This window comes from Akkermansia sp. 54_46 (assembly GCF_001917295.1).
In the GTDB taxonomy this organism is placed as follows: domain Bacteria; phylum Verrucomicrobiota; class Verrucomicrobiia; order Verrucomicrobiales; family Akkermansiaceae; genus Akkermansia; species Akkermansia muciniphila.
In genome coordinates this window covers 176,829-202,144 of the sequence record NZ_MNUD01000035.1, presented here as the reverse complement: position 1 = coordinate 202,144, position 25,316 = coordinate 176,829, and the positions used below count along the sequence as shown (strand labels likewise).

Annotated in this window: 24 protein-coding genes; 10 read left to right on the top strand and 14 right to left on the bottom strand. The window is 55.9% G+C overall.

All coding sequences use genetic code 11. The annotated features are described in order from the left end of the window. Positions 1–25 precede the first annotated feature (25 nt). Positions 26–991: an acyltransferase family protein gene (locus BHW66_RS10215; RefSeq protein WP_179219109.1), complete on the bottom strand. Its 966-nt coding sequence runs from the start codon at positions 989–991 to the stop codon at positions 26–28. On the opposite strand from BHW66_RS10215, the gene BHW66_RS10210 reads away from it, so the two are divergent. Further along, on the top strand, positions 977–1,258 hold the full coding sequence (locus BHW66_RS10210; protein ID WP_157738224.1) for a hypothetical protein: 282 nt from the start codon (positions 977–979) through the stop codon (positions 1,256–1,258). The genes BHW66_RS10215 and BHW66_RS10210 overlap by 15 nt on opposite strands. 88 nt (positions 1,259–1,346) lie before the next feature. Here the strand turns inward: BHW66_RS10210 and gcvP are convergent, their stop codons facing one another. From gcvP to BHW66_RS10170, 8 genes are all read right to left on the bottom strand, one after another. Beyond that, positions 1,347–4,193, bottom strand: a complete 2,847-nt coding sequence (gcvP, locus tag BHW66_RS10205) for an aminomethyl-transferring glycine dehydrogenase (RefSeq protein ID WP_046437977.1) — start codon at positions 4,191–4,193, stop codon at positions 1,347–1,349. Between the two features lie 95 nt (positions 4,194–4,288). Further along, positions 4,289–4,669: a glycine cleavage system protein GcvH gene (gene gcvH / locus BHW66_RS10200; RefSeq protein ID WP_012419500.1), complete on the bottom strand. Its 381-nt coding sequence runs from the start codon at positions 4,667–4,669 to the stop codon at positions 4,289–4,291. A 70-nt stretch (positions 4,670–4,739) separates the two neighbouring features. After that, positions 4,740–5,825 carry a glycine cleavage system aminomethyltransferase GcvT gene (gene gcvT / locus BHW66_RS10195; protein ID WP_046437975.1) on the bottom strand — a complete coding sequence of 362 codons (1,086 nt, stop codon included), beginning with the start codon at positions 5,823–5,825 and terminating at the stop codon, positions 4,740–4,742. A gap of 75 nt (positions 5,826–5,900) precedes the next feature. Next, positions 5,901–7,022, bottom strand: coding sequence for a redox-regulated ATPase YchF (gene ychF, locus BHW66_RS10190; RefSeq protein WP_046437973.1), 1,122 nt, complete (start codon positions 7,020–7,022; stop codon positions 5,901–5,903). A 58-nt stretch (positions 7,023–7,080) separates the two neighbouring features. Next, entirely contained in the window at positions 7,081–8,004 is a 924-nt protein-coding gene (locus BHW66_RS10185) for a D-alanyl-D-alanine carboxypeptidase family protein (RefSeq protein ID WP_094139293.1), read from the bottom strand. Between the two features lie 560 nt (positions 8,005–8,564). After that, the gene (gene dprA, locus BHW66_RS10180) at positions 8,565–9,692 is read right to left on the bottom strand and encodes a DNA-processing protein DprA (protein ID WP_046437971.1); all 1,128 of its coding nucleotides are present in this window, start codon (positions 9,690–9,692) and stop codon (positions 8,565–8,567) included. Next, positions 9,689–10,801, bottom strand: a complete 1,113-nt coding sequence (locus tag BHW66_RS10175; protein WP_046437970.1) for a glycosyltransferase family 4 protein — start codon at positions 10,799–10,801, stop codon at positions 9,689–9,691. Before BHW66_RS10175 ends, dprA begins: the two co-directional genes overlap by 4 nt. Then, positions 10,798–11,721, bottom strand: coding sequence for an ELM1/GtrOC1 family putative glycosyltransferase (locus BHW66_RS10170; protein WP_046438032.1), 924 nt, complete (start codon positions 11,719–11,721; stop codon positions 10,798–10,800). Before BHW66_RS10170 ends, BHW66_RS10175 begins: the two co-directional genes overlap by 4 nt. 102 nt (positions 11,722–11,823) lie before the next feature. On the opposite strand from BHW66_RS10170, the gene queG reads away from it, so the two are divergent. From queG to BHW66_RS10130, 8 genes are all read left to right on the top strand, one after another. Next, on the top strand, positions 11,824–12,885 hold the full coding sequence (gene queG, locus BHW66_RS10165; protein WP_180975846.1) for a tRNA epoxyqueuosine(34) reductase QueG: 1,062 nt from the start codon (positions 11,824–11,826) through the stop codon (positions 12,883–12,885). Positions 12,886–13,003: 118 nt separating this feature from the next. Next, entirely contained in the window at positions 13,004–13,381 is a 378-nt protein-coding gene (gene rpsM / locus BHW66_RS10160; protein WP_012419492.1) for a 30S ribosomal protein S13, read from the top strand. 32 nt (positions 13,382–13,413) lie between these two features. After that, complete coding sequence (gene rpsK, locus BHW66_RS10155) at positions 13,414–13,965, top strand: 30S ribosomal protein S11 (protein WP_022198460.1); 552 nt, start codon at positions 13,414–13,416, stop codon at positions 13,963–13,965. A 33-nt stretch (positions 13,966–13,998) separates the two neighbouring features. Beyond that, complete coding sequence (gene rpsD / locus BHW66_RS10150) at positions 13,999–14,610, top strand: 30S ribosomal protein S4 (RefSeq protein ID WP_022198459.1); 612 nt, start codon at positions 13,999–14,001, stop codon at positions 14,608–14,610. Between the two features lie 130 nt (positions 14,611–14,740). Further along, positions 14,741–15,508, top strand: a complete 768-nt coding sequence (locus BHW66_RS10145; RefSeq protein WP_046437968.1) for an HAD family hydrolase — start codon at positions 14,741–14,743, stop codon at positions 15,506–15,508. 125 nt (positions 15,509–15,633) lie between these two features. Continuing rightward, positions 15,634–16,518 (top strand): hypothetical protein, encoded by an 885-nt coding sequence (locus tag BHW66_RS10140; RefSeq protein ID WP_046437966.1) that lies wholly within the window; start codon positions 15,634–15,636, stop codon positions 16,516–16,518. A 452-nt stretch (positions 16,519–16,970) separates the two neighbouring features. Beyond that, positions 16,971–17,588, top strand: a complete 618-nt coding sequence (locus tag BHW66_RS10135) for a hypothetical protein (RefSeq protein WP_253822171.1) — start codon at positions 16,971–16,973, stop codon at positions 17,586–17,588. A gap of 122 nt (positions 17,589–17,710) precedes the next feature. Beyond that, a complete protein-coding gene (locus tag BHW66_RS10130; protein WP_046437963.1) occupies positions 17,711–18,538 on the top strand; it encodes a hypothetical protein in 828 nt (275 codons plus the stop codon). On the opposite strand, the gene BHW66_RS10125 is transcribed toward BHW66_RS10130, so the two are convergent. Both BHW66_RS10125 and pyk read right to left on the bottom strand, forming a co-directional pair. Beyond that, positions 18,526–19,005, bottom strand: a complete 480-nt coding sequence (locus tag BHW66_RS10125) for a GNAT family N-acetyltransferase (protein WP_217730516.1) — start codon at positions 19,003–19,005, stop codon at positions 18,526–18,528. The two genes, BHW66_RS10130 and BHW66_RS10125, sit on opposite strands and share 13 nt — an antisense overlap. A gap of 35 nt (positions 19,006–19,040) precedes the next feature. Further along, a complete protein-coding gene (gene pyk / locus BHW66_RS10120; RefSeq protein WP_102737496.1) occupies positions 19,041–20,462 on the bottom strand; it encodes a pyruvate kinase in 1,422 nt (473 codons plus the stop codon). A gap of 112 nt (positions 20,463–20,574) precedes the next feature. Between pyk and BHW66_RS10115 the strand changes: the two genes are divergently transcribed. Next, on the top strand, positions 20,575–21,819 hold the full coding sequence (locus tag BHW66_RS10115) for a competence/damage-inducible protein A (RefSeq protein WP_180975847.1): 1,245 nt from the start codon (positions 20,575–20,577) through the stop codon (positions 21,817–21,819). Here the strand turns inward: BHW66_RS10115 and BHW66_RS10110 are convergent. The 3 genes from BHW66_RS10110 to dnaB all read right to left on the bottom strand — a co-directional run bounded on the left by BHW66_RS10110 (position 21,809) and on the right by dnaB (position 25,253). Further along, positions 21,809–22,429 carry an isoprenylcysteine carboxylmethyltransferase family protein gene (locus tag BHW66_RS10110; protein WP_180975848.1) on the bottom strand — a complete coding sequence of 207 codons (621 nt, stop codon included), beginning with the start codon at positions 22,427–22,429 and terminating at the stop codon, positions 21,809–21,811. The genes BHW66_RS10115 and BHW66_RS10110 overlap by 11 nt on opposite strands. Positions 22,430–22,582: 153 nt before the next feature. Continuing rightward, positions 22,583–23,410, bottom strand: a complete 828-nt coding sequence (locus tag BHW66_RS10105; RefSeq protein WP_102758761.1) for a PEP-CTERM sorting domain-containing protein — start codon at positions 23,408–23,410, stop codon at positions 22,583–22,585. Between the two features lie 388 nt (positions 23,411–23,798). After that, positions 23,799–25,253: a replicative DNA helicase gene (gene dnaB, locus BHW66_RS10100; protein ID WP_012419480.1), complete on the bottom strand. Its 1,455-nt coding sequence runs from the start codon at positions 25,251–25,253 to the stop codon at positions 23,799–23,801. Positions 25,254–25,316: the final 63 nt, after the last annotated feature.

The following is a 25,316-nucleotide window of genomic DNA, read 5'->3' as shown; positions in this document are numbered from 1 at the left end:
TTGGAATCCGGACCTTGTAAAGTTGCTACAAAGTTTTTGACTGCGTTTGCGGATTTGAGGGAATCATCCGGTTAAAAAGTTTTTGCATGGCCATGGCCAGCAGAAGGGAGGAGACCAGCGTCACGATGAATACTACGCTGATGCTTTGGGTTCCATAGAGGTCCCAGCTGAAGTGGTAGCCGAAAATGAATCTGTGATTCAGCCACATAAGTGCGGAATAAGTTCCCAGCAGCGTCAAGAGCGGTGTGAGGCGGAGTTTCCGGGTTATCCAAGGCAGACACCAGAGGGTGAAGAGAAAGATAACCGTCAGGGTTTTGGCTTTTGAAAAACTGAAGAGATGGATGGATAGTATTTCAAGAACCAGCAACAGGATTGCCCCCAGGCTTTGGGAAATTGAAAGAGCAGAGAGGCGTGAAGCCAGAAAGGCGCACATGTAGCCAAGAATGAAGCAGGGCAGGAAAGGAGGGAAGGAATAGGCGATTCCCGGCAGGCTGGGAATGTGAGCCGTACTTTGAAGTAAAAGAGACACTCCCAGCAGAGCTGCCATGGACGGGACAGGCGCAATGTGATGCGTGATCCACGCACAGATTGGATAAAGGGCCATGGTGGCTGCCGCGAAAAGAGCCATGTACCACCAGTCGGGATAACAGGGCCTCAATCCTGTTACGACAAGCAGGCCATTTTTCCAGCCCATGTCGGCAACGGATGGCAGAATGGGCAAGGGGAATGCCCAGGAAACCAGAATAGCCAGAAGGAGGCATAAGAAATAAATTTTCCAGAATTTAAAGTAATGGGAAAAGCCTGTTTTAATGAGGGAACCGAAGGTTGGGGATGAATTTGTTTTCCATCCCATAGCGTACCCCGTGATGAAAATAAAAATGGGCACGCAAATTTTAAAGATGGGAGCGGCTTTGGTAAGCTGGGGAGCAATCCATGCCGTATCCACACCTGCGGGTAGAGCGTATAAGCCGAAGACATGATGAAAGATCATGAAGAGAATTCCATACCCTTTGAGGATAGCGGAATCTTCCCTGGAAAAAGAAAGATGCTGTTGAAGGCCAGGAACAGTAAGGGCAGAGAAAAAGCTCATCTGAGACGTAGCTCAACGGATTTCCAATCCGAAAGAGCAAACATATCCAGAAAACAATTAAGCCCAAAAGCAATATGGGTTGAAAAAGAAAAAAGGAACATTTCTCCCACCCCGCTTTTCCTCCCCTTTCATTTTGATGACCCATTTGTTCTCAAAATAGAGTGTTGACTTCGGATTGGAAATCCGATTCTTGAACATAAGAAAAAGGCTGCTCCAAATGAATGGAACAGCCTTTTTGAAAGGAAGGATGAGATTTTTATAACTCTACGGCCTTGGAGAATTCCTCCACCGTGTCGCAGGTGCAGACCAGATTGCGGTCTCCGTACACATTATCCACCCGGCCTACATACGGCCAGAATTTGTGAATAAGGAGACCGGAGACCGGATAAGCCGCTTCACTGCGGGAGTAGGGGTGCCGCCATTCGTCGGCGGAGACCATTTCTGCGGTATGGGGCGAGTTTTTCAGGACGTTGTCTTCCTTGTCTGCCGTACCGTTGATAATGGCCGTGATTTCCGCATGAATGCGTTCCATGGCTTCAATGAAGCGGTCCAGTTCTTTTTTGGGTTCCGATTCCGTCGGCTCCACCATCAGGGTGCCCGGAACGGGGAAGGACATGGTGGGGCCGTGGAAGCCGTAGTCCATGAGCCTTTTGGCAATGTCATCCACCGTGAGGCCGGCGTCATGAGTGAGCTGGCGCGGATCCAGAATGCATTCATGCGCCACCAGCCCCTTGTTGCCGGAGTAGAGAACCGGGAAGAGATGTCCGAGTTTCTTGGCAATGTAGTTGGCGTTAAGGATGGCCATTTCCGTGGCTTCCCTGAGGCCGTCCGGCCCCATCATGGAGAGGTACATCCAGCAGATGGCGGCGATGGAGGCGCTTCCCCACGCCGCAGACGCTACGGCCCCTTCTTCATGGCCCAGCGTGAGGTGCCCGGGCAGGAAGGGTACGAGGTGTTCCGCTACGCCGATGGGCCCGATGCCGGGACCGCCGCCGCCGTGCGGCATGGCAAAGGTTTTATGCAGGTTCAGGTGGCAGACGTCCGCGCCAATGCAGCCGGGGCAAGTCAGACCTACCTGGGCATTCATGTTGGCGCCGTCCATGTACACCTGGCCGCCATTGGCATGGACGATGTCGCAGAGTTCCTTGATTGTCTGTTCATATACCCCGTGCGTGGAGGGGTACGTGACCATGATGCAGGAGAGATTGTCCTTATGGGCTTCCGCCTGGGATTTCAGGTCTGCCATGTCGATGTTGCCTCTTTCGTCGCATTTGACGGGCACCACCTTGAGGCCGGCCATGGCGGAGGATGCGGGATTTGTTCCGTGGGCGGAGGTGGGAATGAGGCAGACATTGCGGTGGCCTTCTCCGGCGTGCTTCTGGTAGCGGCGGATGGCCAGTAGCCCGGCATATTCCCCTGCGGCGCCGGCGTTGGGCTGGAGGGATACGGCGGCAAAGCCGGTGATTTTCGCCAGACGGTCGGACAGGACGGAGAGCATTTCCCGGATGCCTTCCGACTGGTCCGCCGGAACAAAGGGATGCAGGGAGTTGGCTTCCGGCCACGTGATGGGAATCATTTCAGAGGCGGCGTTCAGCTTCATCGTGCAGGAGCCCAGAGGGATCATGGCTTCATTTAGAGCCAGGTCCCGGGATTCCAGGCGGCGGATGTAGCGCATCATTTCCGTTTCGGAATGGTAGGAGTTGAAAGCCTTTTCCGTGCAGAAAGGCGTCTGGCGCGTGTGGACGGGATCCCAGGCAGGAGCGTCGCAATCGCAGGCAGCGGATGTTTCCGCACCTGCAAGGGCGGAGGCCAGTGCCGCTATATCCGCACAGGTTGCGGTTTCATCCAGAGAGATGGCTGCGTGGTCGGCATCCACCCTGCGGATGTTGTACCCGGCTTCCAGGGCTTTTTGCACCATGGCGTCCGCTTGTCCGGGAACGGACAGCAGCAGGGTGTCAAAGAAGTTTTTGTTTTTAATGGCGATGCCGGCTTCCGTGAGCGCCTTGTACAGGCTTTTGGTTTTCAAGTGGATTTCCGTGCCGATGCGTTTGAGGCCTTCCTGTCCGTGGTATACGGCGTAAAAGGCGGCAAGCACGGCCAGGAGCACCTGGGCGGTGCAGATGTTGGAGGTCGCCTTGTCGCGGCGAATATGCTGTTCCCTCGTTTGCAGGGCCAGGCGGTAGGCCGGGCGGCCCAGGGTATCTATGGACATGCCGATAAGGCGGCCGGGCATGCGGCGTTTGAGAGCGTCCGTGCAGGACATGTAGGCGGCATGGGGGCCGCCGAAGCCCATTGGGATGCCGAAGCGCTGCGTGTTGCCGATGCAGATATCGGCTCCGAAGGCGCCGGGTTCCCGGATGACGGTAAGGGCCATGAGATCCGCCGCCACGACGCAGAGCGCGCCCGTGGCATGCACGCGGGAAAAGAAGTCCGTGTAGTCGCAGATGCGGCCGAGCGTGTCCGGATATTGGACAAGCACTCCGGCCAGATCCGCACCGATGGATGCGGGGTCAAAGGATGAGCAATCTCCCACGATGATGTTAACGCCCTGGAAGGCGGCGCGGGTACGGATGACGCTGATGGTCTGGGGATGGCAGGTGTCCGCCACAAAGAAGGTGTTTGCTTTGGGGCGCGCGTTCCGGCACATGGTGACGGCTTCTGCTGCTGCGGTGCCTTCATCCAGCAGGGAGGCGTTCGCTACCGGCAGCCCTGTCAGGGAAGAGACCATGGTCTGGAAATTCATGAGCATTTCCAGCCGTCCCTGGGCGATTTCCGGTTGATAAGGGGTGTAGGCCGTGTACCAGCCGGGGTTCTCCAGTACATTGCGGAGGATGACGGAGGGAGTGATGGTGCCGTAATAGCCCTGGCCAATGAAGGTTTTCAGGAGCTTGTTTTTCCGCAGAATGGAACGGAGTTCCTCCAGGGCTTCCGTTTCCGATTTGGCTGCGGGCAGGTCCAGCGGGGCCTTCATGCGGATATCTGCGGGGACGATGTCCGCAATGAGTTCGTCAAGCGTCCGGTAGCCGAGGCTGTCAAGCATTTCCCGGCGTTCTTCCCCCTGGGGGCCGATGTGCCGGCTGGCAAAATCTGAGTGGGTATTCATGTGGTATCTCTGGCTGGTAATAGCGTCCGGCCGCGGGACGGGCCAAACAAAATGCCCCGGGATGGAATCACCGGGGCGGGGGAGGAAAGAATGGTTCAGGAGCAGTATTCCTCGTAATCCGTGGCGTTCATCATATCTTCCGTTTCCGTGGGAACGTCCAGGCGGATTTTGTACAGCCAGCCTGCGCCGTAGGGGTCGGAGTTAATGAGGGAGGGGTCATTGGAAAGCTCTTCATTCACTTCCAGGATTTCTCCTGAAACGGGGGTGTACACGTCGCTGGCGGCTTTGACAGATTCCACGACGGCGACGGGGTCGCCGGCCGCGACGGTGGCGCCTACTTCGGGAAGGTCTACAAAGACGACATCGGAGAGTTCGGCCTGGGCATGGTCTGAAATGCCGATGGTGCCGATGTCCCCGTCAATTTCAATCCATTCGTGATCCTTGGAATACAGCAGATTTTCTGGTACGTCGTGCATAAGATGTAATTGTTTGAAGTGAGAGTGTAGTAAAATGAGGTGTTTGTCAGTTTATTTTTGCGCCGTCGTGTCAGCCTTTTTTATAAAAGGGTTTTTTTACGACCACGGCCGGAAATTTCCTTCCCCTTACGTCAATTTCCAGCTCCGTGCCGACCTTGGCATGGGCGGCAGGCAGGTAGGCCAGGGCAATACCCTTCATCAGCGAAGGAGAGAGCACGCCGCTGGTAAGTTCTCCGATGGCTTCTCCGCCGGGGACGTGAACGGCATAATGGGCGCGGGGAGGGGCTCCCTTGCCGGTGTATTCAATAGCCGCCAGCCGCTGGCTGAGACCGTTGGCTTTTTGTTCCCGGAGGATATCGGAACCGATGAAATCCGTATCCAGCGCGCAGAAGAAGCCGAGCCCGGCTTCCAGAGGCGTCTTGTCCGGAGAGAGGTCGGAGCCGTTCAGAGGATAGCACATTTCCAGACGCAGACTGTCGCGGGCGCCCAGGCCGCAGGGTTTGGCTCCTGCTCCAAGAAAGGCTTCAAACCATTTGACGCCTTCCTTAGCCGGGCAGAAGAATTCAAAACCATCTTCCCCGGTATAGCCGGTGCGGCAGACAATGAGATCCGTCCCTTCCGCCGAGATGCGGGAAATTCCATTGCGGGGGGGAAGTTCCACACCGGGGATGACGCGGGAGAATACTTCTCCGCATTCGGGACCTTGAACAGCCAGCCCCACGTATTCGTCGGAGTGGTTTTCCAGGGTTACGCCTGCAGGTTGATGGGCGGAAAGCCATGCGAAGTCTTCATCAATCTTGGAGGCGTTCACCACTACGAAGAAGGTTTCCGGTTCCATCCGGTACAGGATAAGGTCGTCAATGACTCCGGCTCTGTCATTGAGCATGACGGAGTATTGCCCCTGCCCTACATTCAATTTGTTGATGTCATTGGTCAGCATGGAGTTCAGCCAGGCCGCGGCAGAATCGCCGGCTACCGTGAACTGCCCCATGTGGGAGATGTCAAAGATGCCGCAGGTTTCGCGCACTGCTTTGTGTTCGTCCAGAATGCCGGTGTACTGCACCGGCATATTCCAGCCGGCAAAAGGAACCATTCTGGCTCCCAGTTCAACGTGTTTAGCTGCCAGGGGGGTGGATTTGACGTCTGTATCAGTCATGAGGCGATGTGAAGGTTGTGAGCAATCTGCTCCTTATATCAGTAAAAGTCAATGGAATTCCGGTAACGCTTCCGTCTAGACATTGAAGCGGAATTCGATAACGTCCCCGTCTTTGACGACATATTCTTTTCCTTCGATGCGCAGCTTGCCGTGTTCCCTCGCTCCGGCCTTGCCGCCACAGGAAACCAGGTCGTCGTAGTGCACTACCTCTGCGGCGATAAAACCGCGTTCAAAGTCCGTGTGGATAACGCCGGCCGCCTGAGGTGCTTTTGCCCCGGACGGAATGGTCCAGGCCCGCGTTTCCTTGATTCCCGTGGTGAGGTAGGTGCGCAGGCCCAGAAGGTGGTACACGGCCCGGATGAGGTCGGAAACGCCGGAATCCCGCACGCCCAGGGATTCCAGAAATTCGCGGGATTCTTCCTCCGAGACGTCGATGAGTTCCTCTTCAATCCGGGCAGAGATGACAATGGCTTCCGCGTTGTGGTGTTCCGCTACGTATTTTTTCACCTGGGAGACGTAGGGATGGGCGTCCGGGTTGGAGATGGCGTCCGCCAGTTCGTCTTCATTGACATTGCAGGCGAAAATGCTTTTTTTATCCGAAAGCAGCTGGAAGGAATGGAGCAGCTTGCGTTCATCGTCGTCCAGCTGCGGTTCAAGGGTGAGGGCGGGATTGCCTTCGTTCAGGTGGGGCAGGAGTTTGGTGATGAGGGCCACTTCGGCCTTGGCTTCCTTGTCGCCGCTGCGTGCCTTGCGTTCGCGGGAAGAGAGTCTCTTTTCCATGGTGGCGATATCCGCCAGAATGAGTTCCGAGTTGATGATGTCAATGTCGCGCAGAGGATTCACGGAACCGAGTTCATGAATGATATCATCATTGTCAAAGCAGCGGACTACCTGCACGATGGCGTCCACTTCACGAATGTTCGCCAGAAACTGGTTGCCCAGGCCGGCGCCTTCCGAGGCGCCCTTGACCAGGCCGGCAATATCCACGAATTCAATAAGCGTGGGGATGATTTTTTCAGAACCGGACATGTCGGAAAGAACCTGCAGGCGGGGATCCGGGACTGTTACCATACCCACGTTCGGGTCAATGGTGCAGAAGGGATAGTTGGCCGCCTGGGCCTTGCGCGTCCGGGTGACCGCATTGAATAGAGTGGATTTGCCGACGTTGGGGAGACCTACAATACCTGCCTGTAACATAGGCAGGACTGATAGCGGGTCACGCCGTGAAAGTCAAATACCAATTGCCGACGGGCATTTATACGGCGTATCCCAGAGCCCATCTGATCAGGTTTTCCGATTCCGTCCAGATACGGGACGGATGGCAGCCGAGGACGACGACGATGACATGGCGCCCGTTGACGCCGGCTGAGGAAACCAGGCAGCGTCCGGCGGCGTTCGTGTATCCAGTTTTCATCCCGGTAACCCAGGGGTTCTGGGTGAGCAGCTTGTTGGTGTTTCTCAACAGAAGCGTTCTGCCGTTGGCGCGGGTAAAGGCATATTGGCGTTTGCAGATAATATTGCGCAGTTCCGGGTTGCGGTACACGTAATAGGCGCAGCGGGCCATGTCAATGGCAGTGGAATATTGATCTGCCGGGAGGCCGTTGGGATTGGCGAAGCGTGAGTTGTACATGCCCATCTGCCGGGCTTTGGCATTCATCAACTGGGCGAAACGGGGAACGGAACCCGCCGTATCGCGGGCCAGCGCCAGGGCTACGTCGTTGAAACTGCGGATCATCATGGCATTGAGCAGTTCGCGGCGTGAATAGACTTCCCCCGCCCGGAATCCCAGTTTGGTGGGGTCCGCCTTGGTATCGGAAGGCTGGATGACCACTTTTTTGTCCAGGCTGCCGTGTTCCATCACGACCATGGCTGTCACGAGTTTCTGCGTGCTGGCTACCTGGCGGTGCTGGAGGCCGTTGTGGGAAAAGAGCACTTTGCCGGTAAGGGCGTCCATGACGCAGGCACTGGCGCAGCGGGGCGTGCGCGGGGCGCTTGAGGGGATGGCTACAGGGCGTGTGGGGAAATTGGCCGGTCGGGGGAGGGCATGGGAAACCGGCTGGGAGAGTTGTGGGGGAACGGGCGTTGCGAGGGGGATGTAGTCACTTGAATCCCCGTACGATTGGCAGCTTGTGGAGCTCAGGCAAAGGGAGAATCCTGCAAGAAGGGCGAATAAACGCATGTCTTGTTGCTACAGTAAGAAGTTTCGTTCATCAAGCCCAAACTCCGCATTTGAAAGAGAGCCGGACGAAAAAGGCCGCGGATCGGATAATCCGCGGCCTTTTTTCTCTATTAACTACCTATGGAACCAAAAACCACCCTGAACGGATTTTGAATTGCTTTTTCCATCCGTCGGACAGATCTTGTGAAGGATGAGACTCCAGACAGGAGAGATGCGTTCAAAATATGTTCGTCAACAGTTCTTTTTAAGAGGTGTTGCCGTATGCGCCCGAGCCTGTGTCCCGTAAATATAGCAGAGATTTTTTCCGAACATATTTTGTTTTTCGCGGGCATGTAAATTTTGCCGCAGACATTTAAAATGCCGGGGATGTCCTGACGATATATTTAATTTTTGGAATAAAATTATTGAAGGAGAGGATTTGGTGACTGTTTTAAGACGTTTTTTTGCATCCGGATGGAAAGGTTTTTATACGGGAGATGGACGGCGCTCCCTTCCGGTTCCATGGTCAGGGAGAGGAGGCCCGGACCTGGCGTTTTCCCCGGCGGAAAAGCGGAATCTTCCTAAAGTTCCCTGCTGTTAATGGAGAAATACCCTCCAGCGTCCGGAGTAATTTGCCCTGCAATTTGCATTTTGGCCAAAAGCGGGGTGATAGTATGCGCCGCTTTTCCCAGAGAGGTGCAGAGGGTGTCAATAGTATTGAAACCCAGTCTGATGGCGTGGAGAATCTCCTTTTCTTCCAAAGTGGGAAGCGGTGGGGGTGAGGCTCCGGAAGGGGGACATGGCGAGAAGAGAGGCAGTCCCTGTTCCGGAACGGCCCAGTTCATGTCCTGCAGAATATCGGAGGCTCCGGTAGCCAGGATGGCTCCGTCCCGGATGAGGGCATGGCATCCGTCGGAAGAATGCCGGTCAACCGGTCCGGGAATGCAAAAAACGTCTCGGCCCTGTTCGGCCGCCGTTCGGGCCGTGATCAAGGCTCCGCTGCGTCCGGACGCCTCCACCACCAGCGTAGCGCAGCTCCAGCCGCTCACGATGCGGTTGCGCATGGGAAAAGTGGTGCGGGAAGGGGGCAAGTCCATCGGGAACTCGGAGACTACCGCTCCATGCCCGTCCGCAATGCGCTGCGCCAAATTTCTGTTTTCCCGAGGATACAGTTTGTTGAGTCCTGCTCCGATAACGGCGATGGTGCGCCCCTCCGCATCCATGGCCCCGGTATGGGCTTCCGTGTCCACGCCGCGCGCCAGTCCGGAAATGACGGTGACTCCGGCTTCCGCCAGGTCATGGGAGATGTTTCTGGCGCAAAGCCTGCCGTAATGGGTGGCCATCCGTGAGCCGACGACGGCAATGGAGCGTTCGGCATCCGTTCCGGTCCAGTTTCCCCAGGAGTAGAGGACAATGGGCGGGTCTGGGAGAGCACGCAGGGAGGATGGGTAGGAGTCGTCAAAAACCGTGGTTACCGCGGCCCCCGCGTTATCCGCCAGTTCCAGTTCCCTGTACGGGTTGACGGTACTCCGCCAAGAGGAAATGCGGCAAGCCAGCTGCGCCCCCACGCCGGGAATTTCCATCAACAGGGAGGAAGGGGATTCCAGAATCAGTTCCGGAGAGGCGAATACCTGCAGGAGACGCATGATTCTGACAGGGCCCAGGCCCGGTATCAGGTTCAGGGCTATGGCTGCTTCCCGGGGTGTCATGAATAAGGGGTCAGTTCCTGGTAAACGTCCAGATGGGCTTGAATCATATCCTGCATATTGTAAGGGGAAGGAATTTGCCGGGGCAGGGGGGGGGGCTGGGCATGCCAGCGGGCCAGCAGGTCCGCCATGGCGGCGGTATTTCCTACGGCGACGTTCCCTTCAGGAAGGAAGGCGTCCAGCTGTTCCTTGACTCCGCCGTGAGCGTATCCGGCCACGGGCTTGCCCAGGGCGAGCGCCTCCAGGGTTGATTTGCCGAAGGCTTCCGGGCTTTTGGTCAGGGAGAGGGTGACGGAACATGTGGAAAGGATTTCCCTTAGATCCTGGCGATGGCCTGTCCAGGTGAAGGACTGGGAGACGCCGGAACGTTCTATTGCCCGCAGGACCTCGTTTTTATATTCTTCTTTTCCCTTCTTTGCTTCTCCTACAATGACGGCGTGGGCCGGAATTCCCTGTTCCAGAAGCTGCCTGACGACCGGAATCAGATCCAGATGCCCTTTCAGGCGCGTGATGCGGCCCGGCAGGCACAGGGTGAATTTCCCCTTCAGTTCAGGATAGGACATGAACCAGCCCGTGAGCCATTCCCGGGAGGGGGAGTAGGCCGGGTGATATTGGTCCGGGGAAATAGCATTGGGTATGATTCTGATATGGTCCGGAGGGGTGGACGGATAATGGTCAAGGATGTAGTCCCTGATGCAGTTGGAGACGGCGATCACCCTCTCTCCCCGGCTCATGATGGCGGAGTACCGATTGACGGAGTAGAAGCCGTGAACGCTGGTGACGAGGCCGGGACGGTCTTCCGGCGGGAGCTTTTTCCATGCCAAGTAGCCTGCCCACGCAGGAACGCGGGAATGGAGATGCAGGATATCCGGTCTGACGGCCTGAAGCAGGGCGCGGAGGGCCCCGATGCGGAAGAGAGTGGAGATGCTTTTTTTGCCTATCGGCATCAGGATGTGGCGGGAGCCTTCCTTTTCCAGACGGGGCACCAGGCGTCCGCCTCCGGAAACGACGATATTTTCCACGCCCCGGGAAGAAAGGCCGCTGCCCAGTTCCATAACGACTTGTTCCACGCCTCCGGATTCCATGGAGGGGACGAGATGTACTATTTTCATAAGGCGCGGAGCTGAGGGAAAAATCTGGAGAGGATGTAGTCTGCTGCACGGTCCGCTTCCAGAAGCGGGGAACCGGGAGCCGTCAGGCGGAAGTTCTGTTTTTTCCAGTCACTGTATCCAGTAACCATGCCTTCCTTTTCCAGTGTCTCCAGGCCGGACAGGATGCGGGATTTGCGGCTGCCATGTCGGCGCGGTACGGAAAGGATGCCTACAGGAGCGCCGGAGCCAAGAGCCTCATATACCATGGAGACGCTGTCCTGGCTGACCCAGGCGGCGGAGGCGTGCGCCAGATGCCGGGCTACCCACCCCGGCCGGGTTTCCTCCACGGGAACAACGGTTAGTTCCGGAACGGCCGTCCGGATTTTTTCCGCAAAGCCGTCCGGCGTCCGGCGCGAGGTGGTCAGAACGAGGTCTCCGGGGGTGTGGATGCTGATGGACGCGAGCTGGTTGAGCATGCTTTCGTCATCCCAGTCAAAATCTTTGCTGGGTCCTCCTATGAGAATCAGTGTGGTATCCTTTGGTACGGAAGTATCCGGTCTCATGGGGTGGAGAGCTCCCTGGGTAGGGAAGATATTCGTATCCGTGTAATCGCGGCCGGAATCCAGGTCATGGCGGGGAATAAGGCAGAGGTCGAAAAAGGAGCAGGGAAGCGTGGGCTTCATGCAGAGGATGGCCCGGGTTTTGAAATGGTGCCGCGCGCAGATGAGCGGGATATGCGTTGCATGTCCGGCGGAAATGAACAGATCCGGCCGTGGAATGTCGCTGCCTGAGACGACCTTCCGGATTTTCCCCAAAAGGGAAAGCCCCTGCAGGTTCACCGTTTCCACAGTTCCCCCCGCTTTGGAGATCAGAGCTTGCGCCAGCCCCAGGGACTGGTTGAGGTGGCCCTGTTTCCCATCGCTCAGAATCCGGATGTTCATATATGCGGCATTATGAAGCGGCGGCGGGGTGCAGGCAATCCAATTTCCACCGGACAGAAGAAAATTCTTGGTGGGAGGCACGCTCTTGTTCATGATTCCGGCGTGCTGACTCCGGATTCCTCTGTTATTAAAGATTCCTTGTGCGCCGTGTCCCGGCAGCTTGGTTTTTCCGGCTGCCGGGTGGCCCGTGCGGAAAAAAGCCCGCATGCGGAAAAATTGTTTCAATGGCTGGAGCGCGGATGGCACGCCGGGATGGAGTGGATGGCGCGTTCCCCGGAGCGGCGCACGGATCCTGCGGAAGTGCTTCTCGGATGCCGTTCCGTCATCTGCCTGTCCTATGATTATGACAGCCCCGGTAGGCGTCCGGAGGGGGAGGGAAGCATTTGCCTTTACGCCCATGGAAAGGATTACCACGGAATTCTGGAGGAAAAACTGGCGGATTTGCAGGAGCTGCTTTCCATTTACGGCGGGAAGCAGAAGGGGTATGTGGACTCCGGCCCCGTTATGGAACGGGACCATGCGGAGGCCTGCGGCCTGGGCTGGCGCGGGAAAAGCGGTCTGATCGTGCGCAGGAAAGGGGGCTCCCGCTTTTTTATCGCTACCCTGCTGACTACGCTGGAACTGGAACCGGATGCTCCGGTTTCAAACGGATGCGGCAGTTGCTGCCGTTGTGCGGCCCTGTGTCCGACGGGCGCAATTATGGGAAACGGTCAGGTTGATGCCGGACGCTGCCTTTCCTACTGGACGATTGAACACCGGGGGGCTATTCCGGAAGAAATCCGTCCCCTGATAGGCACGCGCCTGTACGGGTGCGATACCTGCGTGACGGTCTGTCCCTGGAACGGTAAGCCTTTGCCGGATGTTGACGAACGGTTCCGCATGTCCCGTCTGCTGGCTTCCATTCCCCTGCGCGGTCTTCTTTCCCTGGATGCCGGCGGTTTTGCGGCCCTGTTCCGGAATTCCCCGTTGAAAAGGCTCAAGAGGGAAGGGCTGCTGCGTAACGGCTGCGTTGTGCTGGGGAATGCGGGGACTCCGGATGACATTGATTTTCTGAAGGCGCTTTACGGGGAGTCTCCTCTGGTGGAGGAACACGCTTCCTGGGCTGTGGAGCGCATCCTCCGCCGCTACGGGCGGCATGCATCTTCAAGCGGTGCAAGAGATTAAAAATAGAAAAAATGATGTTTTGGTCTTGTCAAAACCTCAATTTATGGTATCCATCTTGCCCCAAGCAATAGCTCTGCGCGAGGCAGAGAAAAATAACAGCTAGCAAATCCAATCCATTATGGCACGCCTTTTCGGTACAGAAATACCCAACGAGAAGCGCATCGAGGCTTCCCTTCCGTATATTTACGGAATTGGTCGCTCGACTTCTAAGAGAATCCTGGAACAAGCAGGCATCAATCCCGACATCCGCACGGGACAGCTTACCGACGAACAGCTCACGAAGATTGTTCAAGTAATCACCACTGACGGCATTTTGATTGAAGGTGACCTTCGTCGTGAAAAGCAATCCATTCTCAAGCGTCTGACCTCCATTAACTGCTATCGTGGTCAGCGCCACCGCCGCGGCCTTCCGGTACGCGGCCAGCGTACCCGTACGAATGCCCGCACCCGTAAAGGCAAGAAGAAGACTGTTGGCGCGCAGGCCAAGAAGAAGTAATCCGCCAATCTGAATTTTAATATAGCTTTACTATGGCTAGCGAAGAAATCACCAACGAAACCGCCGAACAGCCTGTGGAAGCGGCAACTCCCGCTCCCGTCGCTGAAACTCCGGCCGCCGCTGTTTCCGCTCCTGAAGAAATCAAGAAGCCCGAACCCCGCAAGGACATCTTTGCGGAACTTGGTCTGGGCGGCGATGACGACAAGCCCAAAATCCTGAAGGCCAAGGGCAGCAAAAACGTTTCCACGGGCGTGGTTCACGTTTCCTCCACGTTCAACAACACCGTCGTGACTGTGACCGACCAGCGCGGCAATGTCATCGGCTGGTCCTCCGCCGGCAAGATGGGCTTTAAGGGTTCCCGCAAGAGCACGGCTTATGCCGGGCAGGTGGTGTGCCAGGACGCCTGCCGCCAGGCCATGGGCCACGGCTTGCGTGAAGTGGAAGTGCGTGTGAAGGGCCCCGGTTCCGGTCGTGAATCCGCTGTACGTGCCGTGCAGACGATCGGTATTGAAATCACCTCCATCAAGGACGTGACTCCCATTCCCCACAACGGCTGCCGTCCTCCGAAGGCCCGCCGTGTCTAATTGAGAATCCTTTACCTATAGATCTAATATATCATGGCTCGTTATACCGGTCCCCGCGATAAAGTGTCCCGCCGTTTTGGCGTTGCCCTTTTCGGTTCCACCAAGGCTCTTGAAAAGCGCCCCTTCCCTCCCGGCCAGCATGGCATGCGCGCCGGCCGCAAGAAGAAATCCGACTATGGCGTGATGCTTGCTGAAAAACAGAAGCTGCGTTTCCAGTACGGTGTGCTTGAAGGCCAGTTCCGCAAGTATTATGCAGAAGCCGCCCGCCGCCGCGGCATTACCGGCGATATTCTGCTTCAGCTCCTTGAGCTTCGTCTGGACAATGTTGTGTACCGCCTCGGTTTCAGCAACACCCGCGCCGGAGCCCGTCAGCTCGTTTCCCACGGCCACATCACCGTGAACGGCAAAAAGACGAACATTGCGTCCTACTCCTGCCGTCCGGGCGATGTCATTGCCGTTGGCGGCAAGGCTTCCTCCCAGCAGCTGGTTACCCGTTCCCTTGACCTGACTCAGGCTACTGTGGTTCCGGATTGGCTGGAATGCGACCGTGACAAGCTCACGGGCAAGATTGCCCGCGTGCCTTCCAAGGAAGAGATTGCTCCCATCGTCAACGAGCAGCTCATCGTGGAATTCTACTCCCGTTAATCTTTATTTCCTTCTGGATTTGCTTCAAAACCCCGGTTGCTTTTCGGCGGCCGGGGTTTTGGGCATTCAGGGGGGAGTAATGGAAGAGTTGGCTGTTGAGAGTTAAGGGAAGCGGATATAAGATGAAAGCATGACGGACGATTGGAAAAAAAGAGGCGCAGCGCTTTTCGATATGGACGGAACGCTCCTTCCCTGGGATACGCAATATGTTTTTTCCTGTTTTGTGGTGAGGCGCCATCCTTGGAGACGCTTGCTGATTTTTCTTTTCCTGGCCTGTATCCCGCTCTATATTTTGAGAATATGGGATGAGAACCGGATGAAGAGGGCTTATCTCATGTATTTGTGGGGGCTTCCCGCTGAAACGGTGCGGGAATATGGACGGAAGTTTGCCGAGATGGCGCAGGAATGGATTTATCCGGAGCTGAAGGAGCGGCTGGCAGAGTATCGGAAGAAGGGGTATTTGTGTCTCATGGTTTCCGCTTCTCCATCATTTTACGTGAAGCCTCTGGGTGAACTGCTGGGATTTGACGAAATTCTGGGAACGGATGTGCTTCTGGAGGAACGCATGCCGGCAATGCCGAAACTGCCGAACGGTAATAATAAGGGGGCGGTGAAGGTGGAACGTCTGCGGGAGCGGAATGTACTGCCGGAACATGGTGTTCTGGAAAACGCCGTTGCCTACAGCGACAGTGCCGCGGATTTGCCCATGCTGCTTTCCTGCAGGCGGAGGGTTTTGGTGAATCCTTCTCCTGCCCTGAAAGAAGACAGGCTTCTGGATGGTGCGGAGTGTCTGTATCCAGCAAGGCCTTGGAAGGGAAGGTTTGGCAAGATATGGAGAATTGGATTTTTTGTCATGGGGCTGGTGGATGTAAATAATGTGAAATCAATGACTTGCTGATTTATCAAGAGAAAATTCTTTACTTTTGTGACGAAAATGTTTCACTTTTCTTAATAAGGGGGGAAAAAGCATTTTTCTTTCCATGTTAGCAAATCAACAATTAATACCCTAACCAAGTAATAGTCATGCAAACCAAGAACATCATCAGTGTTGCGGCAGTTGTGGCATCCTTTGCCGGAGCTGCTCTTGCGGGTACTCCCGTCAAGATTGTTGCTCCGACTCCGGTTCCCGCTCCTGTGGCGACTTCCAGCCCGCTGTCCGGCGATATTTACGCCGGCTACGCTTCCAATTACACCTGCCGCGGCATTGTGGCTTCCCACGCGTTGGCGGAAGGGGATAGCGTCATCCCCGCCGGTGTCAATCTGAATTACAAGCTGTGCGATGCCAACTCCATTGTGGCTTCCGCTTCTTATACGACCTTGACTTCAGGCCACCATCTCATGGGGGACAGGGATACTTCCTTCCACAATGAGACCAATTTCAACCTTGGCTGGCAGAATAAGGACGGTTTGCTGAAGAACCTGTCCACGACGCTTGGCTGGAACCTGATTCACGGCGGTTTGCTGGGCAGCTTTGCCAAGTATGACCATGCTCATTCCGTCACGCAGGAATTTTACCTGAATCTGAATTACGATCTGACTCAGAGCTGGTTTGCCGGCGTAACCACGAGCTATGCCTTCCAGGGCATGACCGGCTGGTGGTTCCAACCTTATGTTGGCTACAAGGCCGCTCTCTGCCCCGTCACGGACATTGTCGTGACGGCCGGGATGTCTGCCACGTCCAGCTATTTTGGCGCTGCGTTCGAGCAGGCCAATGGCGCTCAGGCCTGGTGGGTGAAAGCTGAACTTCCGGTGAAGCTGGGAGTGAAGAACCTGTCCCTTGTTCCCTTCGTCAGCTTCAACTGGGCCGGCTGCGGCGCGTTGAAGGTCAATAAGGGCCTGGATAAGGGAGACAAGCCTTACAAGAACTTCGGCGTAGTGGCTGGAGCCAGCCTTGTCTATTCTTTCTAAGCCATCCGGCCTGCGATTGAATTATATTTTCAGGTGCGGCGGAGAAATCCGCCGCGCTTTTTTTAATTGCTGGCGGCGTATCGTTTTTTATGAACTCCGTTTTTTGCAATGCGCCGATATCCAGATTGTCATTTGAAGCGTGATGATGCAATTCAGAAATATCATTGGTATTGCGGGGGGTGCCGTTTTTTTTTGCCGTTTCCGCTTTTGCGGAAATTTCCGTTAAAACTGTTTCTCCGGTTTCTGTTCCCGTGGAACAGGACTGTCCTTTGTCCGGGGAAGTTGATGCCGGGTATGCTTCCAATTACACCTGCCGCGGCATTGTGGCTTCTCATTCACTGACGGAAGGAGATGGAATTATTCCTGCCAGTGTGGATTTGAATTATAAATTGGATGATTGTAATTCCGTTGTTGGGGCGGCATCTTGTACGTTCCTGATTTCAGGACACCACATGGCAGGGGAAAGAGATTTCTCTTTTCATAACGAGACCGATTTTCTTTTTGGATGGAAGAACCGGGATGGTTTACTGAAGAACCTGTCCACGACGCTTGGCTGGAACCTGATTCACGGCGGCCTGCTTGGGAATTTTGCCAGGTATGATTATAACGCCACCTGGATGAGTGATGAAGATGTGTATATAAGGAATACCCATTCCGTCATTCAGGAATTTTATCTGACGCTGGATTACGGTTTGCCCGGAAACTGGTTTGCCGGCGTAACCATGAGCTATGCCTTCCAGGGCATGACCGGCTGGTGGTTCCGGCCGCATGTGGGGCATCAGGCAGCTATCTGCTCCGACATCGATTTTGTATTGAGCGCCGGGATGTCTGCCACTTCCTCTTATTTTGACAATAAATCCCTTTTTATGTCCAACGGTTCCCAGGCCTGGTGGCTGAAGGCTGAACTTCCGGTGAAACTGGGTGCCAAGAACCTGTCTCTCGTTCCCTTCGTCAGCTTCAACTGGGCCGGAGAGGGCGCCTTGAAGGCCAACCGAGGTTCGGACAGGGGCGACAAGCCTTATAAGAATTTCGGAGTAGTAGCCGGGGCTGGTCTCGTTTATTCTTTCTGAAGTTGGCAGCAGGCAGGCCTGAATGATGTTTCCTGAAGCAGAGCAGAAAACAGCGGCGTTTTTGCTTGTTGCCAAGAGGAGTTTTTTTATCCAGAATACTTTCCGCACGGCATTTCGATGTTATGAATTTCTTTTTTTCTTTTCTCTTTGGAGCGGGCATCGTCTCTGTCGCTTCCATGGCCGTTTCTTCGGCGGAATCACGCATTCCGGAGGTTCCTTCCGCTCCTGCTTTAAGACCGGTCAGCGGCAGTATCAAAGCCGGGTATTCCACTAATTACGAGTTCAGGGGGCTGATTCCCGCGGGCTGTAATCCTACGGCTCCTTTGCGGCTGGATTGGAGAAGCGATTTGAATGACCGGTATTCCCTGATTCTGGCTTTGAAGGAGGAGATTTTACTGGGGCATCCGGCGGCGGATATAGAGAATGAGACGATGGTGGATCTTGGTCTTCAGCGGAAGTTCGGAAAAGCTACGTATGCGGCATTATCCTTTCGTGCGAATGACGGCGGATTGGCGGGGTTTGCTTCCGAACGTTTGTTCGGCAATGGGGGAACAACGTATGAAGCGGCGCTGATCATGCGCCATGATGTGGGATTCCTTCCCGGTTTTTATGCGCAGGGAAGTGCCGCATATTCCTTTTACGGAATCACGGGCTGGTGGTTTGACATGTGTACGGGATCGGATTTCCGGATGACGGAAAACCTTTATATGGGTTTTAAATTCGGCGCCGTGTTGAGTTCTTCCTATTGGCCTTCCAGCAGCAATGGCTGGCAGTCTCTCTATTTCAGGGTGACGGCGAATTACCGTCTGTTCGGGAATGTTTTTATAGAGCCTTTCGTTGGCCTGCACTGGCTCGGCAAGGGTTCCCACGGGGTGAACCGCGTGTATGGAAGAACGCTGGTAAAGGGCAATAGCTGGGTGACGGGAGTCAGCGTGGTTTATACTTTTTGAGCAGCATGATGCGCTCCTTCTTTCCGAAGGGAGAGGTCCGCACGCATGCGGATCATGTCAATACATTGCACGCCATTGTCCCAGACGGGTTCCGGATAGTTGTCCGTGAAGTGGTTGTTGATAACGCCAGAAATCTGGAATCCGCAGCTTTCATAGAGAGCCATTGGCCCCGGAGATGCATCGGACGTTCCCACTTCCGCATACCGGCCCCCTTTGTTTCTGATGATGTCCAGGGCGTGCCGCACTAGGGCTGTTCCGCAATGCTGCCTTCTATATTCAGGAGCTACGGAGCAATTCATGATTTCCCATGTATGTTCCCTCGTCTGACGGATAACAATGACTCCGGCGGCAGTCCCGCAGTTTTTTGCGACGTAAAGTTCGCCGTGGGCCAGATGATCCGCTATCCGGCGTTCGTCCGGATCCGCATCCAGCAGAAGTTCCCTGAAGGAGGCGGGCGGGGGCCACACGGCCGTCTCCCGCTCTATAGGAAAGGTGCAGGCCATTATTCCACGCGCATGAAGATGATGGAGTCCGCCAGCAGTTCTCCTTGCAGGCTGTCCCCCTGGATGACGACAGGCTGGCCGGAGGAGATCAGCCCTTTTTCTTTCAGCAGGTCCAGGGCGGTGGAAATCATGCGGGCCGGATCTTTCAGGAAGGGTGATTCAAAGGCGGTTACGTCACGCGCCAGGGCGAGTTGCCTGACAACGACAGGGTCATTGCTGAAGGCGAAAATGGCAGCCCGTTCCGGTCTGAGGACGGCTGCCTGCGTGGCGGCCAGGCCGCGGCGGGTAAAGACGATCAGACAGGCGTTTTCCACGGAGTCCGCCAGGGAGATGGCTGCCTTGGTGGCTTTCTGGCGGTCTCCGTTCAGGATGGCGGATGCCGCGAAGTTGAGATTGCCGGAGCACTCCATGCGGTGGGCGATGGAATCCAGCACTTCCACACAGCGTACGGGGTAATGGCCCACGGAGGTTTCTCCGGAAAGCATGACGGCATCCACTTGTTCAAAGATGGCGTTGGAAACGTCCGTGACTTCCGCACGGGTAGGGGTGGGCTGGGTTATCATGGATTCCAGCATATGCGTTGCCACGATGCAGCGGCGTCCCAGCCTGTGGCAATGGCGGACGATGCGGCGCTGGATGATGGGCAGTTCTTCAATGCTGACTTCAATGCCCAGGTCTCCGCGCGCGACCATGATGACGTCTGCGGCTAGGATGATATCGTCAATGTGGCGGACAGCCTGCTGGTCTTCAATTTTTGCGACGATCTGGGCCTTGCCTCCCAAGTTGTCGATGTGTTCCCGGAGCTGGGCAATATGGGCGGCATCCCGGACGAAGGACATGGCTACGTAGTCCGTCTCGCATTCTACGGCCACGGCCAGGTCCGCCAAGTCTTTTTCCGTCAGGGCCGGGAGCCGCAGCGCTACGCCGGGAAGGTTGATGTGGCGGCGGGAGCCGAATACGCCTTCCGTGAGCACGTCGCAGATGAGCCTGTCCGGGCGCACTTCCGCAATGCGCATGAGGATGCCTCCGTTATCCACCACCATGGTATGGCCCGCCTGAACATCCTGCAGGAGGCCGTCATAGTTTACCGTGGTGGAAAAAGGAAGTTCCGGCTTGGCTGTGCCCAGGCGGATTTCCACGGTGTCTCCCTTTTTCAAATGGTAGGGTTCCAGCAGATCTCCCGTGCGAATGGAAGGCCCCTGGAGGTCAAAGAGGATAGCTACGTTCGCTTTCAGTTCCGCTGCTTTCCGGCGGATGCGGAAGACTACTTCCCGGACCCAGTCGTGTTTGGAATGGCTCATGTTGAGCCGGAAGACGTTGGCTCCGGCTTCAATAAGCTGGCCCAGCATGTCGGAAGTGTCTGTTGCTGGCCCAATAGTACAGATGATTTTGGTGGCCCGGGGCCGGGAAGGTGTGTTCATGGTCTTTGTCAGTGCCCCTAATGTATCTTACGGGGCGTTTAAATGAAGTTTTTTATGATACATGGCAGGATTGTTGCATGTCACGGAGCGCTTGAGGGAGCATACTGGCTGCATGAAACAGATCAGGGTTGAATTGATCAACACCGGGACGGAAATTTTGCTGGGGAGTATTGTGAATACAAATGCCGCATGGCTGGGCAACAGATTATTTGAGGCAGGGTTCCGCGTGGGGAGGGTAACCGTAGTGCCCGACGGGTACGCTATTAACGAGGCCATGAGGGAGAGCGCCCGGCGCGCAGATATCGTGATTGTAAGCGGGGGACTGGGGCCGACGAGCGATGATGTGACCCGGGAAGCCCTGTGCGACGTTTGCGGCGTGGACATGTACCGTGACGAGCATGTGGCGGAGTGGCTGAAGAGTTATTTTGAACGGAGGGGGATTCCCATTGCGGAGTGCAATTTCAAGCAGGCCATGGTTCCGGATGGCGCCGCGGTGCTGGAGAATTCCAACGGGACGGCGCCCGGACTGGTGATGCCTGCCAGCGGTTCCCTTCCCATGTTCATCCTGCTGCCGGGGCCGCCGGCGGAATTGAAGCCGATGGTGGAACATTCCGTGATGCCGCTTCTGGAAGATTTGGCGGATGAGGATATTTCTCATTTGCGCGTGTTCCGCCTGGTAGGGATAGGGGAGAGCGATCTCCAAGAGCTGGTGGATGATTCCCTGCACCAGGTGGAGGGTCTGGAGGTGGCGTATTGCGCGCGCGTCGGGGAAGTGGACGTGCGCCTGGTGGGCAGTGAGGTGGCTTTGAAACAGGGAGAGGCCCGTTTGCGCATTCTGGCCGGGGCGTATGTGCTGGCTCCTGTGGGGGCATCCCTGGAGAAAGCGGTTGTGTGCCATCTGGCGCAGCAGGGGCTGAAGGCGGCGACGGCGGAGAGCTGCACCGGCGGCCTGATTGCCAAGAGGATTACGGATGTGCCGGGGGCCTCCGGGGTTTTTGAATGCGGGTGGGTTACTTATGCCGACCGGGCAAAGACGGAGATGCTGGGCGTGCCGGAGGAGGTCCTGAAGCGTTGCGGGGCTGTGAGCGAGCCCGTGGTTAAAGCGATGGCGGAAGGAGCCCTGGAACGCTCCGGAGCCGATGTCGCTGTCGCCGTCAGCGGTATCGCGGGCCCCGGGGGCGGTACGCCGGAAAAGCCTGTGGGGACCGTATGGCTTGCCTGGGCTTTCCGGGGGAGGGAGACGCGGACGGAGATGATGCTTTATCCGCGGGACCGCGCATCTTTCCGTAAGATGGTTTCCCAACGGGCGCTTGCGGGGCTTCTGGATGCCAGGAGAAAAGAGCCTGTTACGGAATGAGGAACCACACGGGAAGCATTCCGGCTTCATGAAGTCCGCTGATGAATTCAAAGATGCCGATGAACCAGATGAACCACAGCGCATCCACAATGTTGTGCGTGAATGTGGCGGGATTGACGGAGTAGGCGGTAGGCGGCGGTTTAAGCCGTGAGAGGGAGGGAATGAAGGAGGGAACGTTCCTGCAATAGTTCCGGTAGGCGTCTCCGAAAAGGGCGGTGAGCCTTTCTTGTTCCTTTCTGATGACGGACGGGTAGTAGATTCCGAACGCCAGCGCCGTAAGCAGGGGGATGGTGAAGGTCTCCGTAGCGCAGGATACGCCTATGCTGCCAACGAAGCTGAAGAAATAGAGCGGATTGCGGCACATGGAGTATGGCCCGTCAGTAACCAGGACGTTGTTTTTATAGCCCGCAATGTAGAGGGAACACCAGATGCGCCCGAAGGCGCCTATGCCGGCCATGAAGCAGGCCAGGAGCATGAGGCTTTCTTCAATGAGCGGAGACGTTTCCCAGCGGGACTCCCCGAAGAGCAGGGAACAGCCGATAGCCAGACCGAAAATCAGAGAGATGAGTGTGCGGAAACGTTCGTTGAGTGATTTTGCGTGGGTTTGCATGGCGTTGAACGGGAGATAATGGAAAAATGCTACGGATTCCCGGCAATGGCATGAAGATGTTTTTTGTGACGTTTTCGTCACTCGCCTGAAAATAAAACAGCCTGTATGCGTGGGCATACAGGCTGTTGAGGAAAAAAGACAGGGTGTGGAAGGTCAGGCGCGCCTGCGGCGCAGCATCAGGGAAGCCAGCCCCAGCAGGCTGAGGGTGGCCGTAGCAGGTTCCGGCACTGCTCCCGCCACTACGTACTGCACCTTGACGTTTCCGTTTTCCGTGTAGAGATAGTACTGGCCCTGGTAGTCTGCGGCGTTCCCTTCCATAATTCCGGACGCCTTGGTCAGCGCGCCGCCGTCTTCCGCGGTGAAGTCTCCCAGGGAAATGGAACCGCCGTCAAAACCGGCGGAGGTAATCAGCGTGCGGGTAACAAACTGGAATTCTCCAGCAGCCAAGTCAGTGGATATGGTGGCCAGCATGCCGGAAACGGAGAAGCCGGATGCTCCCCAGATTTGCTGATTAACGTTCATGATACCGTTTGTTCCGAAAACAAGCCGGGCTCCATTGCCTCCATTGTCAATGCCGCAAACGCCAAGATGGAAGATCCCGTCCAGGATGATCTCACTGCTTTTGAAGTCCACTTGTGTGAGGGAAAGAGAGGAATTGGCTCCAATGGTGACGTTTCCGGTCCAGCGGGTTCCCCCAACCGTAACATTGCTGTTGCCTGTGACGGTGATGCTGCCGCCGTCGGAGGTGTCCACCATGGAGCCGCTGATATTGATAGTTCCGGTGTTATTGAAGATGACGTCCGGCCCCTGCCCGTTGCTGCGGGCGGGAACTCCATTGCTCCAGTTGTCCGCATTACCCAGTTCATAGGTATTGCCTTCCGTAGGACCAGCGTTGCCAGTCCATTCCGTAACCATGCTGGCGGCATGGGCGCAGATGCATGATCCGCAGAGGATTGCCGCAATAAATAAGTTTTTTTTCATATTAAAAAAATAACTAGATTAATAAGCCCAGAGGAAACGCTGGCGCTACCGTGATGCTACCGGGTTAGCAATCCGTTATAGGCAGAAACCGAAGAAAATCCTGTTTGACTTAGGAAAAGTTGCAAAGAGCTACAGCCATTGAAATACAGACTTCTTCTTACATGTAACGTATTTCAGAAAAGAGAGTTATCAAAATTTAACTACAGATTTAAATAACGCAAAGGATCTCAGGGCTTTCATTGGAAGCCAATGGCGCCGGGCAGACTTCATTTCATAAAAACGCCTCTTGGCATGGAAGGAAACGCCAATACAAGTCATTCCCGCTTAGAATCAAAGCTTGACCCCGGATTGCTAATCCGTAGAGAACAGGCGTCTGGAGAGAAAGTTTTTATTCGCTTTCCTGGTCGTGTTCATCCGCTTCGCGGGTGGAGAAGCGCATGAGTTCCGCTTCGAAGTGGAGCGGAACGTCCCCCGTGGGGCCGTTGCGGTTTTTAGCCAGATGCAGATTGGCCCGTCCGGCCATTTGCTGGCGTTTTTCCTCATCTTCCGCATAGTAGGCGGAGCGGTAGAGCAGGCCGATCATGTCCGCGTCCTGTTCGATGGAGCCGGATTCGCGAAGGTCGGAGATGCGGGGGACGCCCAGGCTGGCTCCCGTGCGGCTTTCCGGACCGCGGTTGAGCTGGGCCAGAACGATAACAGGCACTTTAAGTTCCTTGGCCAGGGCTTTGAGGCCGGCGGATATTTCCGCCACTTCTCGTTCACGGCTGTTGGCCGCCTGTTTGGAGTGGGAGCGCATGAGCTGGAGATAGTCCACGCCGATGGCTGCCAAACCGCCCTGGTCCCGCATGACCCGGCGCGCTTTGGCCCGGAGTTCGTTGATGGAGATGGCTGCGGTATCGTCAATGACAAGCTGGGAAGCCCCCACTTCCTTGACGGCCTGTTTGAAGTGCTTCATTTCAAGCTGGGTGAGGTTGCCTCTCTTGATGATTTCCCGGCTGCGGACTCCGGAACGGGCGAAAAGAAGGCGTTCCACAATCTGGACTGCGGGCATTTCACAGGAAAAGAGCAGAGTAGGCTTTTTTTCGTTAAGCGCGATGTGCTCAATGATGTTGAGCAGGAAGGAGGTTTTACCCATGGAGGGACGGGCGGCGATGATGAACATGTCCCCCGGTTTAAGCCCGTTGCTTTTTTTGTCCAGTTCCTCGAATCCCGTGGTCAGTCCCTGGATTTGGCCTTTGCTTGCGATAAATTTTTCAAAATTGGTGACGGCCTGTTTAAGGATGCTGGCCAGGCTTTGTTCATCCTTGGCGCTGTTATAGCGTTCCCGTATCTGGAAAATATGGGTTTCCACAGAATCCAGCAGTTCCGCTACGTCGTCCGGATTGTCAAAGGCCTGCGTGGTGGACTGGTTGGCGATGTCAATGATGGAGCGGAGGATGAATTTGTCCTTCAGGACATTGAGGTAATGCTCAAAATAGGCTCCGGTGGTGGTAAAGGTGTATATTTCCGCCAGGCCCGCGCTTCCGCCTACGGCTTCCAGCTGGTGCATGTCTTCCAAAGCCTGGGTGATGGAAACGATGTCAATGGGTTCGTTTTTGTTATAGCGGGCCTGGAAAAGGCGCCAGAGCAGCTTGTGCGCGGGGAGGTAGAAGTAGTCCTCCGTCATGCCGATGGTCACGCACTGCCCCACGTAAGTGGCCGGGTCCATGGCCATGAGGGCCAGCACTCCTTTTTCCGGGCCGGGAGCCTGCGGAATGTCCCTGAGGTCCAGGGACGGGGTTTTGCGGGGGGCCCTGGTCAGTTCCAGCGGGGGAACGGCAGTGGTGGTTGTCGTAGTTTCCATGGTGAGGCGGCTGGATGGGTGGCATCCGGCCGGGAAGGATAGCACAACGGAGGGAGCCGGGCA

Excerpts from the sequence above, each read along its gene's own strand:
- dnaB (WP_012419480.1), bottom strand. The coding sequence starts at position 25,253 with ATGGAAACTACGACAACCACCACTGCCGTTCCCCCGCTGGAACTGACC.
- gcvT (WP_046437975.1), bottom strand. The coding sequence starts at position 5,825 with ATGACTGATACAGACGTCAAATCCACCCCCCTGGCAGCTAAACACGTT.
- BHW66_RS10130 (WP_046437963.1), top strand. The coding sequence starts at position 17,711 with ATGAATTTCTTTTTTTCTTTTCTCTTTGGAGCGGGCATCGTCTCTGTC.
- rpsM (WP_012419492.1), top strand. The coding sequence starts at position 13,004 with ATGGCACGCCTTTTCGGTACAGAAATACCCAACGAGAAGCGCATCGAG.
- BHW66_RS10115 (WP_180975847.1), top strand. The coding sequence starts at position 20,575 with ATGAAACAGATCAGGGTTGAATTGATCAACACCGGGACGGAAATTTTG.
- BHW66_RS10105 (WP_102758761.1), bottom strand. The coding sequence starts at position 23,410 with ATGAAAAAAAACTTATTTATTGCGGCAATCCTCTGCGGATCATGCATC.
- gcvP (WP_046437977.1), bottom strand. The coding sequence starts at position 4,193 with ATGAATACCCACTCAGATTTTGCCAGCCGGCACATCGGCCCCCAGGGG.
- dprA (WP_046437971.1), bottom strand. The coding sequence starts at position 9,692 with ATGACACCCCGGGAAGCAGCCATAGCCCTGAACCTGATACCGGGCCTG.
- BHW66_RS10210 (WP_157738224.1), top strand. The coding sequence starts at position 977 with ATGATGAAAGATCATGAAGAGAATTCCATACCCTTTGAGGATAGCGGA.
- gcvH (WP_012419500.1), bottom strand. The coding sequence starts at position 4,669 with ATGCACGACGTACCAGAAAATCTGCTGTATTCCAAGGATCACGAATGG.
- rpsK (WP_022198460.1), top strand. The coding sequence starts at position 13,414 with ATGGCTAGCGAAGAAATCACCAACGAAACCGCCGAACAGCCTGTGGAA.
- BHW66_RS10215 (WP_179219109.1), bottom strand. The coding sequence starts at position 991 with ATGATCTTTCATCATGTCTTCGGCTTATACGCTCTACCCGCAGGTGTG.
- BHW66_RS10170 (WP_046438032.1), bottom strand. The coding sequence starts at position 11,721 with ATGAACATCCGGATTCTGAGCGATGGGAAACAGGGCCACCTCAACCAG.
- BHW66_RS10175 (WP_046437970.1), bottom strand. The coding sequence starts at position 10,801 with ATGAAAATAGTACATCTCGTCCCCTCCATGGAATCCGGAGGCGTGGAA.
- pyk (WP_102737496.1), bottom strand. The coding sequence starts at position 20,462 with ATGAACACACCTTCCCGGCCCCGGGCCACCAAAATCATCTGTACTATT.
- rpsD (WP_022198459.1), top strand. The coding sequence starts at position 13,999 with ATGGCTCGTTATACCGGTCCCCGCGATAAAGTGTCCCGCCGTTTTGGC.
- BHW66_RS10140 (WP_046437966.1), top strand. The coding sequence starts at position 15,634 with ATGCAAACCAAGAACATCATCAGTGTTGCGGCAGTTGTGGCATCCTTT.
- ychF (WP_046437973.1), bottom strand. The coding sequence starts at position 7,022 with ATGTTACAGGCAGGTATTGTAGGTCTCCCCAACGTCGGCAAATCCACT.
- BHW66_RS10145 (WP_046437968.1), top strand. The coding sequence starts at position 14,741 with ATGACGGACGATTGGAAAAAAAGAGGCGCAGCGCTTTTCGATATGGAC.
- BHW66_RS10185 (WP_094139293.1), bottom strand. The coding sequence starts at position 8,004 with ATGCGTTTATTCGCCCTTCTTGCAGGATTCTCCCTTTGCCTGAGCTCC.
- BHW66_RS10110 (WP_180975848.1), bottom strand. The coding sequence starts at position 22,429 with ATGCAAACCCACGCAAAATCACTCAACGAACGTTTCCGCACACTCATC.
- BHW66_RS10135 (WP_253822171.1), top strand. The coding sequence starts at position 16,971 with ATGGCAGGGGAAAGAGATTTCTCTTTTCATAACGAGACCGATTTTCTT.